Origin of the sequence: Acinetobacter sp. IK23 (assembly GCF_035615275.1) — a bacterium.
Taxonomy (GTDB): domain Bacteria; phylum Pseudomonadota; class Gammaproteobacteria; order Pseudomonadales; family Moraxellaceae; genus Acinetobacter; species Acinetobacter seifertii.
Genome location: NZ_JANBNX010000004.1, coordinates 123,402 through 135,380, shown reverse-complemented (window position 1 = coordinate 135,380; position 11,979 = coordinate 123,402). Strand labels below are relative to the sequence as shown.

Genomic DNA, 11,979 nt, shown 5'->3' with positions numbered 1-11,979 from the left:
TAAAAATTACTGTTCGTTATAAAGCGATGTTTAATAATGGCGCTACAAATATAATGATGCTTGCCACTGCCGCACCAATAAGTGCCCCCACAATCACATCACTTGGGTAGTGAAGTCCAAGCACCATGCGAGACAACGCAACCAGTACCATGAAAGGTAACATAGCGGCTAATAACACAGGTTGGATATACCCCAACACAATTGTCACCATCACTGCATGTAACGTATGAGCAGATGGAAAACTAAAGTGATCAAGTGGTCTTTCACCAAGCACAATTACTTGATGGACTTGGTAAGGGCGTGGACGCGTCGTTTTATGTTTTAGAAATTTATAAATTGCAGTTCCTATTGAGCCGCCAATTAACAAATAGATAATTTGCAAACTATAGGTAATGCCATGCATTCCCCATACAATTGCTAGCATGAGGTACCAAAATGGCCCATCGCCCGCACGGCTAATAATTTTGAAGAATAAAGCCACACGTTGTGAGTGAGAAAAATGATTGAGATATAAACAGCCTCTCAAATCGAGATCGAGTATTTTTATTTTTGCATTCTTTAATTTCATGGTCGTTCTCCTATTTTAGGATACTTAGGTGAAGTCCACCGAGGATTCTTTCACCACCTGATAAAATGCCTGTTCTAATTGCTGTACCGGAAGTTGCCAACCGCTTTGCTGTACTTTACGACAGGCTTGTATGCCCATTTCTCTAAGTTGTTGTACTGGAGGGAGTTGATAAATTTGTTGTATAAAATGGTCTTTCTGTCCAAGTGGACTTAACCAGCCACTTACGTTATGGACTAAATATTGATGTGCACATGCATAATCATACGCGATAACTGGCAAACCGCTTGCCATTGCCTCTAAAACTACGTTACCAAACGTTTCAACTTGACTGGCAAATACAAATACATCTGCGCTTGCATAGGCAGTCGCCAACTCTTGTCCACGCAAACTACCGGTAAAAACTACACTTCTCGCTTCTGGCAGTGCTTTTAATCGAGCAAGATCTGGGCCATCTCCTACTACCACCAGTTTAGTTTTATGTTGCGACATGTTTTGCATGGCTGCATAACTTTCAACAATCAATTGCACTTCTTTTTCTGGTGATAAACGCCCTACATACAGCATGACACGAGTATCGGCATCGACACCCCATTGCTGACGTAAACTTTCTGAACGATGTTTTGGCGAAAAGCGCATGGTATCGACCCCTCGTCCAACCACAATAAGTGGGCAGGTAATACCAAAACCACGTAAGGCTTCCTCTGTATCTTTACTCGGCACACAGGTCACTTGAGTATTGTTATGAAACCAGCAAAGGTATTTTTGGATTGGCTTAACCAAGAAAGCCAAATCAAAGAATCGACTAAAATCTTGAAATGGTGAATGGAAGCCACTAGAAACTGGAATATCTTTTGCCTTGGCAGCTTGCATGGCAGTTAAGCCCAAAGGCCCTTCCGTCACAATGTGTACAACATCAGGCACAAACTTTTCAAAAGCTTTTGAAACTTTTAAATATTGAGGCCAGCCAAATTGCAAAGTTGGATATTTTGGTATGGCTTGTGACATGACCAGACATTCTTGCTCTGGCAAAAACTCATGACACTTGGCTTTTTGCTCTGGTCGAACCAGTAAAATTTTATGACCTTGTTTTTGCAAACCTTGACATAACTGTAATAGCGAGAGTGCAACACCATTAATCTCTGGTGGCCATGTCTCTGTCACAATCGCAATTTTTAAACGTGGACGGACTAAATCATGGAGTTGATGCAATCCCTGAGTATTAGACCACTGCTGTTTTTGTTTGAAATGGAATTGGAAGCTTTCAGGAAGTTGCTGTTGTTTTAATAGTGCTGTCGCGAATGAGCCTTGCATAGCGCCATCCATCAATGTATTTATTTTCATGCTTAAAGATTAAGCAGCTTTCTTGACACTTTGATGATAAATGCATGACAGTTTACTGACATCAAAAATTAAAAAAGCACGCTGAGAACAGCGTGCTTTTTCGTAAAACAGACAAAAGAACTTAACGGTTTTGCAATTTTGCATAGTCCATAAGTACATTTGCAGCTTCATTCACAAATGTTTCTTCTTCTGGCAACGCAGGACGTTGGTTAGCTTTCATTTTCGCTCGAGATTCAGCTAGAGCATCTAATGAAGCTTGGTAGCTTTCCCAGTTTGCAAAAGGTTTTTGACCTGTTGCTGCACGACGTTCATTTTCAGCATCTAACGTTTGCTTTTCTAAACCAAGAAGCTCAGCACGGCGCTTATCAATATCAAGTACAACTTGCTTTTGGTCACTCGTAACCTTCGCAATAGCCGTACGTTTATTTAAATATTTAAACTGAGGATCGGCAGCAACACGTTGTTCAGAGAATTGAGACAACTTCGCAACATATGGTTGAACAGAACCTTCTCGTTTAAATGGTGCAGTCGGAATGGTATCCCACTTCAAAGCATTCTTCGATTTACGCTCACCAAACTCTTCGTTATAGATGTCGACAAGTTTAATATCTGGCACTACACCTTTGTTTTGCGTACTACCACCAGTAACACGGTAGAATTTACGTTGTGTTAAAGTCGCTTGACCGTATGCCAAAGTATCAAGTTGAACTTGAGCTGTACCTTTACCTGTGGTTGTACTACCAATGATAATGCCACGCTCATAGTCTTGAATTGCCGCAGAGTAAATCTCACTTGCAGACGCTGATGCTAAGTTCACCAATACAGCAAGTGGACCTGTATAGATTTGCTGACCGCCATCGTTGTCTTCAAATACACTGACATTACCATTGCCGTCACGAATTTGCACAACCGGACCTGACTTAATTACCTGTCCAAGCATACGTGCAACTTCTTCTAATGAACCGCCTGGGTCATTACGTAAGTCAATAATAATACCTTCGACTTTCTTCGCTTTTAATGCCTCAAAAGCATTTGCAGTATCTTCAGAAACTGAACGATATTGCTGACCAGCACGACGTGAACGATAGTCAAAATAGAACGATGGGATTTCAATCACACCTAGTAGGTGCTTTTTACCATCGCGTGTTACTTCAACGGTACGTGAACGAACACCTGCATCTTCTTCTTGAATAACATCACGCACTAAAGTCACATTACGTGCCTGACTCATTGATGCACCAGCACCAAGAAGTTTCAGCGTTACTTTAGTGCCTCGTTTACCACGAATAAGTCCAACAATTTCCGAACTTGACCAGCCAACCACATCGATCATTTTACCGCCCTCTTGAGCGACTCCAACGATTCGATCTCCTGATTTCACTTGACCAGACTTACTTGCAGGACCACCTTCTACAATGGTTTCAATCTTGGTGTAATCTTCATTGCCACGTTCTGGACGAATCGATACCCCAATACCTTCAAGTTGTAAGGTCGTTTGGCGGTTCAGTTCTATCGCATCAATTGGCGGATAATAGTTACTATGTGGATCATAAGTCGCTAGCATTGCGTTTAATGTTTTATCTAAAACATCATCGCTTTTCACACGGCTAATTCTTTCAAGCTGACGTGTATAACGCTTAGTCAAAGTCTGCGCTGGTGTTAAATCTTCTGGGCCTGTTAAGTCTTGACCATCAGCAAGTGACGGGTTTTCTTTAAGCGCTTTTTGTTTTGCTTGTTCCTCTTCACGGCTAATCGTTAAATTAATTAACTGCGAAACTAACATTTTACGCCAGTGATTTTGCTGCTCAGCCGTTGTTTTAAAATACGGCGCTTTTTCGCGATCTACTTCAATATAGCTATTTGGCTGTTTTAAATTTTGTGGTTGTTTTAACTCAGCCAGCATGAACTCGTAAAATTGTTTTAAGCGTTCACGATATTGCTGGTGAATTGCAAACGGTCCAGTTAAGTTCCCCGCTTTTAATGAAGCACCAAAATTTGAACCATAGAGTTTTTTATAATTTTGAACTTCAGCGTCTAAAAATAATGAGTGATCTGGATCAAGACTGTCTAAGTACATATCGAGAATACGATTAGATGTATTCGCATCTAGTCGCATATTTAAATAATGTTGGCGATCAACTAAAGTTGCCAGTTGACGAGCCACCAAGGCCTGCTCTTGCGTTGGCTGGATCGATTGAGAAACAGCAGCAGTATTAGTTGCTGCTCTTGCTTCGTTCATCGTATGAGAGAAGAATAAACCGCCAGTCGCGATTGTTACTGCACAAGCTATAGTTTGAAGTTTCATAAATTCTTAATACTTCCTTGGGTGTTCGTATCTTACACGCTCTGTTTTCGATATGAACTAAGCAGATTCAACATCTTAACCAACTAAATTGTTTATACCGTGTAGTTTTATCATATTCTGTACTGACAAAATGTAGCAAATCATTGCAAAATTCGCTTATTGTTTTTCAATCAAAATTCAAATGGAACCAATATGATTGGCGCGTTGATGCTGGACATTGCCGGCACAGAACTTACTAAAGAAGATATTGAACTATTACAAGCTCCGCAAGTCGGTGGCATGATTTTATTTGCACGAAATATTGAATCACCACAACAAGTCCGTGCTTTAACCGACCATATGCGCCAAGTTCGCCCAGATATTTTAATTGCTGTCGACCAAGAAGGTGGTCGAGTTCAACGTTTAAAATCTGGCTTTACTCTATTGCCAGCAATGGGTCGCTTTGGCGAACTCTATATTACTCAACCACAAAAGGCCCTTGAACTGGCAGAACAGTGTGGCTGGTTAATGGCAACAGAAGTCTTAGCTGTGGGTATCGATTTTAGTTTTGCACCAGTTTTAGACCTTAATGCAATTAGCGATGTGATTGGTGACCGTGGATTCTCTAAAAATATTGAAGATATCGCTCCACTTGCTGGCGCATTTATGCGCGGTATGAAAAAAGCTGGAATGGCCAATACCGGCAAACACTTTCCAGGTCACGGTTCGGTAAAAGCCGACTCTCATGTCGCAGCTGCAATCGATAGCCGTAGTTATGACGAAATTTATAACCATGACATGCAAAGCTTCATTAAACTTATGCCTGAGCTAGACGCGCTCATGCCTGCACATGTAATTTACGACAAGGTTGACCCAAATCCGGCAGGTTTCTCACCTTTCTGGATTCAAGAGGTCCTTCGTAATCGCTTGAAATTTAATGGCGTACTTTTCTCTGATGACTTAAGCATGCAGGCTGCTTGTGTCGCTGGTGGTGCAGATGCGCGTATTCAGGCCGCTCTGGCAGCGGGTTGTGATATGGGGCTGGTATGTAATGACCGTAGTGCAGCCTGTACAGCACTCGAAGGTATTGCAAACTTAGCGCTACCAAACCAAGAACGCCTTGAACGCATGCGTGGTCAAATTCCACAAATTCAGATTGGTGAAACTTTATCGCTTGGCGACGAGTGGCAAGCTGTCAAAACAGCCATTGAAGAGTTTAAAAATTCGATTTAAGTTAGTATAAATTTCAATTGGCTACAAAAACCTATTCACTATCTGATACACGGTTAAGTCATACGCAACCTGAGCAATGCAAAAGCGTTAGCGCTTTCGCATTGTGCAAGACAAACGAAGTGCGTAGTATTTACTCAAGCATAGCTTTCGTTTTACGGTACGGCAAAGATAATTAATCTTTGCTATTCGCACCTCAGGTTTTGGTTACTTTTCCCGAAAGAAAAGTAACTCCAACTGAAAGTTCATCCCAGAATGCCAACCTAATTGACAGGACTCCTTCATGCAGGTTTATTCGGCATCAATGCATTAAAATCTCTTCATTGTTACAAATAATGAAGATCACCCAAAAACAATAAATCGAGTTCAGGACGAATGACACAACACCTTTCAAAACACCGCCACATCTCTTTTACAGCCCACTATACAGGCTATATCTGGTATCAAATGGGGATCTCTCATGAAGCACTTGCTACAGCCAAAGGCAAATCACTAGCATATTTGGTTCATCCAATAGAATCATGGGCAGAGAAATATGTGGGCGGTAGCATGCGCACGACACTCAAACAACGCCACACCATGCTTGATCATCACTTAGAACAACTCATTCAAGAAAGTCCTGATTTACAAGTTCTAGAAATAGCATGTGGCCTGTCTCCACGAGGCTGGTGGTTTAGGCAGCATTATCCTTCGATTACATATCGAGAACTTGATTTACCCGATATGGCACAAACCAAACAAAATGCGTTACAACAAATTGAAAAAAATGCACCTGAGATTTTATCAGTCGATTTATTTACCGAAGCCTTTGCTCAAGCATTTGAAGTATTTGACCCGAACCGCCCACTGGTTGTGATTAGTGAAGGTTTGATTAACTATTTTGATAAAGACTTATTAAAACAACTGATCCAGTCAATTGCTCACTATGGGACTTCTTTTAAAAAGTTCCATTACTTAACCGACCTTTACCCTGAACCTGTTAAAAATAAACTTGCCAGCATTATCTGGAACAGTAGTAAATTACTTAAACTCATGTCTCGCAGCTCATTTAGTTTTCATTTTAAAACGCCACGTGAGGTGAAAGACTTTTTTAAAAATGCAGGCTTTAGTCAAGTTAACGTTGAACAACCACAAATATTCTTTGGGGAAATTTCTAAAGAGAGCGATGAAGAGCATTTAGGTGGCTTAGTCTGGACTATTCATGCCCAAACAAAATAATAAATATAAAAAAATGGAAGCTCGAAATAAACGAGCTTCCATTTATAAAAACCTAATTAAGCAGTTTGTTTTTGACGGACAATAAAACGACTTAAACGATCAGCAAGCTCAAAACTGCCATGTTTAAATAAAGCACGTATTCCTTGTTCAGTAGCTTCAAAGATTAAACATTCAATCGAGAAAGGGCCTTCTTCATCTTCTAGATGCAGAGCCAGATCCCGTGGGTGTTCATTTACAAAGTCGAGCTGTGTCACATCATCTAACTTTAAGTACATTCCAAAGAAAGTGACATCTGCAATCGTTACTGGCACTTCTGTTTTACATTCACGGTGGCTCAATTTGGTTTTAGGTTGGAGGACTGAAATCCTTTCTTCACCTCGACGCTCCATGCTTTGCATTTGTTCGCGCGTCATTGGAATAATGCCATCCAGATTTTGGATAGATTCACCTTTTAAAAATGAAGTAAACAAGCTCATGGTTTCTTTACGACGCTGGAGCTGTGGTACATGATCGGCATTCGCAATGAGTGCAAACTCCATATCAGGACATTGCAAAGCAAAGTTCGCATTTTCATGAGGCAGAGTAAAACTGTCATACTGCCCCGCTGCAACCAGTGTTTTACATTCTGGAATTGGCACATCTGTTAACCGTAGAAGACGATTACAGTTAATGTCATAACGTTCGCGCTCGGTACCTGTGAACTCAGCCATTTGCCTAAAAAAAAGTTTTTTAGCTGTCGGAGACATACGGGTTTTATCTAACTTGGCATGATTGACCAAATATAAAATGACCGCTTGTCCAAACTCTTCCATACGATTTTCTTGCATGAGTTTGAGCGATTCTTCCAAAATCATTCGCCAGCTTTTACGGGTCTTTTGCATGACACCCATTAAAATCATACGATCCATCAAATCTGGACGGTGATAGGCAAAACAAGAAGCAACGACTGAACCCAACGACATTCCCATTACAGAAACTTTTTGAATTCCAACAATATCTAACCAGCGACCTAACATTTCTGATAAATCAGGTAGTTCTAACGTTCCAGCAGAAATTCCAGTATCCCGATTGGTAATTTGTTGATTTGCACCCATTGATGGCAAGTCAATTAGAATGACAGGACCACTTTCAAACAGTTGCTCAACACAATATTTATAAGAGTTAAAATTTTGAAAAGCGCCGCCAACAATCACGATGGGTGTTTTGTGAATGGTTTTTGGATCTGCAATCGCCATGTACTCAATTTTCCAGCCGTCAATCCATGTAGTACGAGCTGGCTGTTTAAAACTATCTCTATTGTAGATATCGAAAAACCCAAAACCGGCATAAGCTTGGTTTATCTCCGAATCCATTTGAATAATGGAATTCATATCCTTGCTTCCTCCTTGCTGTAATTTTTTTATGCTGCAAGAGTTCCTTCTTGAACATGTAATCTTTTATGCACAAATCTTTAAAATTTGTATTAGTTTGTATTGCACAAGTCCATTCTAAACAATTGTCTGAAATATACGCAATCGCTGAAATGACCGCTCATCTTGTTTAAGCCGCTAATAGTTTTCAAAATATTTAAATGTTTCTTTATAGCGATCACATTTTTGAAAAAAAGCCATTCATTGTTCCGCATTTGACTGCTACTATCGTAGTCATTGGTAAATGATTAAAAACTGCTATGCAAGATTCAATTGAACAATACATGCAAAAAGTTGGACAACAAGCACGTGAAGCTTCACGCGTATTAACAAGTGCTTCAACTTCGCTTAAAAATCATGCACTCTCTGCTATTTATACTGCTTTAGAAAATAATCAGGCAGCAATCTTGGCGGCGAATCAACTCGACATGGAAAAAGGCCGTAACAACAAGCTTGATAGTGCCTTACTTGATCGTCTTGAGCTTACGCCCGCACGCTTTAAAGGGATGTTGCAAGGTTTAAAAGATGTGATCGCGCTTGTCGATCCAATTGGGGAAATTACGGATCTTGCATATCGCCCCACAGGTATTCAAATTGGAAAAATGCGTGTGCCTTTAGGTGTCGTTGGTATGATTTACGAATCACGCCCAAACGTAACCCTTGAAGCTGCATCTTTAGCAATTAAATCGGGTAATGCCATTATTTTACGTGGTGGTTCAGAAGCACTTGAGTCAAATAAAGCCATCGCAGAAGCGATTAAACATGGCTTAAAAGTTGCTGGTTTACCTGAGCATTCAGTACAAGTGATTGAAACCTCTGACCGTGCAGCGGTTGGTCACCTCATTACTATGGCTGAATATGTAGATGTAATTGTTCCACGTGGTGGTAAAAGCCTAATTGAACGTGTAACCAATGAAGCTCGTATTCCTGTGATTAAGCATCTTGATGGTAACTGCCATGTGTTTGTAGAAGCTCAAGCAGACTTGCAAAAAGCATTACCAATTACATTGAATGCCAAAACACATCGTTACGGCGTGTGTAATGCAATGGAAACACTGCTTGTTGACGAAAAAATTGCAGACGTTTTCTTACCACGTATTGCTGAACTTTATGCTGAAAAACAAGTTGAGTTGCGCGGCTGTCCAGAAACACGTCGTATTTTGGGCGCTTCTGTAAAATCTGCGACAGAAGAAGATTGGTATACCGAATATTTAGGACCAATTCTTGCTGTTAAAGTCGTTAGTGGTATTGATGAAGCAATTGACCATATCAACAAATATGGTTCACATCACACTGATGCGATTGTGACTGAAAACTATACTTTAGCTCGTCAGTTCTTGGCTCGTGTAGATTCAAGTTCAGTCGTGATTAACGCTTCAACTCGTTTCGCTGATGGCTTTGAATATGGTTTAGGTGCTGAAATTGGTATCTCAACAGATAAAATTCATGCACGTGGTCCAGTTGGTTTAGAAGGCTTAACTTCTCAAAAATGGATTGTGTTAGGTGACGGTCAAATACGTCAATAAGTCCTCTCTTATTTAAATAAAACGCCTGATCAATATCAGGCGTTTTATTTTGTTAGCTCCAATAAAAAAACCAGCCCAAAGGCTGGTTTTTTAATCATATGTTCATTAGAAAATAAAGTCGGTATTCACAAATTTAGAATAATGCTCAGATACCATAGAGGCCAGCATGCCTTTACTATCATCGGTCTGTTTAGCAGCAATCATAGCGCGGATAGAGAATGCACGTAACGCATCATGTACAGATAGTGTACCTTCGGCAGAATCTTTACGGCCACCGAATGGAAATACATCTGGACCACGCTGACACTGACAGTTGATATTTACACGACAAACTTGATGTACCAGTGTATCGACTAAATGACCAATTTGCTCAGGATCGCTACCAAAAATACTCACCTGCTGACCGTGGTCAGAAGTCGTAACATATTCCAACACAGTTTCAATGTCATCATAAACAGAGACAGGCACCACTGGACCAAACTGTTCTTCGCGATAGAGTCTCATACCCTCTGTCACTGGATAAACTACAGCAGGATAGAACATGGTTTTGCAGAACTCACCACCTTCCGGATTAACGACTTTAGCTCCTTTAGCCACGGCATCTTCAATGACTTCAGTCATATAGGTGGTACGGTGAATACCGGGCAATGGCGTAATAAATACACCTTTTTCCCATGGCATACCCACTTTTAGTTTAGCCAGTTCAGCCGTTAAGCGCTTAACAAATTCGTCAGCTATTGACCGATGTACCATCAACATTTTAAGCGCAGTACAACGCTGACCATTAAACGACAATGCTCCCAACAGGCACTCTTTCACCGTCAAATCCAAATCAGCATCTGGCAAAATAATGGCTGCGTTCTTTGCATCTAATCCTAGAATCGCACGCAGACGGTGAGATTTTGGATGTTGTTTTTTCAAGTGGTCAGCCACTTTACTAGAACCAATCAATGCCAATACATTAATTTTTCCAGATGCCAACAGATGTGGCACCACTAGAGAGCCTGGTGCATAAATCGTATTGATCACACCTTTAGGGAATGAATCACGGAATGCTTCCAACAACGGTTCAAACAGCAAGGTCCCAAATTGAGGTGGTTTAAAAATGATGGTATTGCCCATCAGCATGGCTGGAATCAAGGTAGCAAAGGTTTCGTTCAGCGGGTAGTTATATGGCCCCATACACAACACGACACCTAGTGGAGTACGACGGATTTGACCAATCGTACCTTCAGCAATTACAAAGCGTGAGTTGGCATTATCCAGATCTTTCAGGGCATCTATGGTTTGACGCATATAGGTGACAGTACGATCGAACTCTTTCTCGGAGTCCGCCAAGCTCTTACCAATTTCCCACATGATTAGTTTAACAATGAGGTCTCTCTGTTCCACCATACGTTGAATGAAATTTTGCATACAGGCGATGCGCTCACCAACTTTCATCATTGGCCATTCACCACGACCATTATTGTAGGCGCGTACTGCAGCTTCTAAAGCTTCGTCACTTTCTTTCTCACCCATGACTGGATAACTACCAAGCTCAACTTGTTGCAAGCTACCGTCAAGCTGCTGAATCCAGATTGGAGAGAATGTCTTCTTGGTTGAACCAGCCCATAACTTCAACTCACCATCCACTAACGAGATACGCTGATGAATCTGAGATGGCAGACGTACGCTGTCAGGAATACTATCTACTGGGGGAAATTTATGTTGTAAATTATTTGAATGGCTCATTCTTCTTATCTCCAATTATTTATAAATGTAAACCTAGCCCGTTATGAACAGGTCTAGTTTGGTAAATACCAGTACCGTTACCGGTATTCACCTTGCTTAAGCCTTAGGCTATAGAGCCATTAAAATGTGGGTTTCTAACCGAGGTTAACCGCGACACACGCTGTCAGTTACCCCTAGTTTCTGCATGACTTGCACAACGATTTGTTCAGGTGTGAGCGCAATATCAATAGCAATTGCTTCATTCACATCAGGTTCTTCTAATGTATCTAGCTGAGTTTGTAACAATGAAGGATCAAAGAAATGACCCGATCGCTCAGCAAGACGTTGCTGCAACAGCTCATAAGAACCTTTTAAGTATACAAACTTAATGTTCTGGTCATGACCACGTAGAATATCGCGATAGACTCGTTTTAGTGAAGAACAAGTAAATACAGCCGTTTCACCTGCTTGTTGTTTTTCTTCAATTGCCTTACGAATAGCTTGTAACCACGGCAAACGGTCTTCGTCAGTTAAAGGAATACCTTGGCTCATTTTGCTTTTATTTGCAGCCGAATGAAGCGTATCGCCATCGAGGAACTCACAAGCCAAACGCTCTGATAACAACTCACCGATTAGGGTTTTACCTGTTCCACAGACACCCATTGCAATCACAATCATGGATTACTCACC

9 protein-coding genes are annotated in these 11,979 nt (G+C 41.0%); 3 read left to right on the top strand and 6 right to left on the bottom strand.

Annotated features, from left to right (window positions below):
• Window positions 1–16: 16 nt before the first annotated feature.
• The 3 genes from MSG95_RS04960 to MSG95_RS04950 form a co-directional block, all read right to left on the bottom strand.
• Window positions 17–568 (bottom strand): phosphatase PAP2 family protein, encoded by a 552-nt coding sequence (locus tag MSG95_RS04960; RefSeq protein ID WP_324644966.1) that lies wholly within the window; start codon window positions 566–568, stop codon window positions 17–19.
• 24 nt (window positions 569–592) lie between these two features.
• Window positions 593–1,891 carry a glycosyltransferase family 4 protein gene (locus tag MSG95_RS04955; protein ID WP_077164479.1) on the bottom strand — a complete coding sequence of 433 codons (1,299 nt, stop codon included), beginning with the start codon at window positions 1,889–1,891 and terminating at the stop codon, window positions 593–595.
• Between the two features lie 139 nt (window positions 1,892–2,030).
• The gene (locus MSG95_RS04950; RefSeq protein ID WP_077164480.1) at window positions 2,031–4,214 is read right to left on the bottom strand and encodes a carboxy terminal-processing peptidase; all 2,184 of its coding nucleotides are present in this window, start codon (window positions 4,212–4,214) and stop codon (window positions 2,031–2,033) included.
• A 192-nt stretch (window positions 4,215–4,406) separates the two neighbouring features.
• Between MSG95_RS04950 and nagZ the strand changes: the two genes are divergently transcribed.
• Together nagZ and MSG95_RS04940 are read left to right on the top strand one after the other, a co-directional pair.
• Entirely contained in the window at window positions 4,407–5,426 is a 1,020-nt protein-coding gene (gene nagZ, locus MSG95_RS04945) for a beta-N-acetylhexosaminidase (protein WP_077164481.1), read from the top strand.
• 372 nt (window positions 5,427–5,798) lie between these two features.
• Complete coding sequence (locus tag MSG95_RS04940; RefSeq protein WP_077164482.1) at window positions 5,799–6,641, top strand: class I SAM-dependent methyltransferase; 843 nt, start codon at window positions 5,799–5,801, stop codon at window positions 6,639–6,641.
• Between the two features lie 56 nt (window positions 6,642–6,697).
• Here the strand turns inward: MSG95_RS04940 and MSG95_RS04935 are convergent, their stop codons facing one another.
• Window positions 6,698–8,011 (bottom strand): alpha/beta fold hydrolase, encoded by a 1,314-nt coding sequence (locus MSG95_RS04935; RefSeq protein WP_213033528.1) that lies wholly within the window; start codon window positions 8,009–8,011, stop codon window positions 6,698–6,700.
• A 299-nt stretch (window positions 8,012–8,310) separates the two neighbouring features.
• On the opposite strand from MSG95_RS04935, the gene MSG95_RS04930 reads away from it, so the two are divergent.
• On the top strand, window positions 8,311–9,576 hold the full coding sequence (locus MSG95_RS04930; RefSeq protein ID WP_077164483.1) for a glutamate-5-semialdehyde dehydrogenase: 1,266 nt from the start codon (window positions 8,311–8,313) through the stop codon (window positions 9,574–9,576).
• A 105-nt stretch (window positions 9,577–9,681) separates the two neighbouring features.
• On the opposite strand, the gene MSG95_RS04925 is transcribed toward MSG95_RS04930, so the two are convergent.
• On the bottom strand, window positions 9,682–11,310 hold the full coding sequence (locus tag MSG95_RS04925; RefSeq protein WP_151819269.1) for an NADP-dependent glyceraldehyde-3-phosphate dehydrogenase: 1,629 nt from the start codon (window positions 11,308–11,310) through the stop codon (window positions 9,682–9,684).
• Window positions 11,311–11,454: 144 nt separating this feature from the next.
• Entirely contained in the window at window positions 11,455–11,967 is a 513-nt protein-coding gene (locus MSG95_RS04920) for a gluconokinase (protein ID WP_068932538.1), read from the bottom strand.
• Window positions 11,968–11,979: the final 12 nt, after the last annotated feature.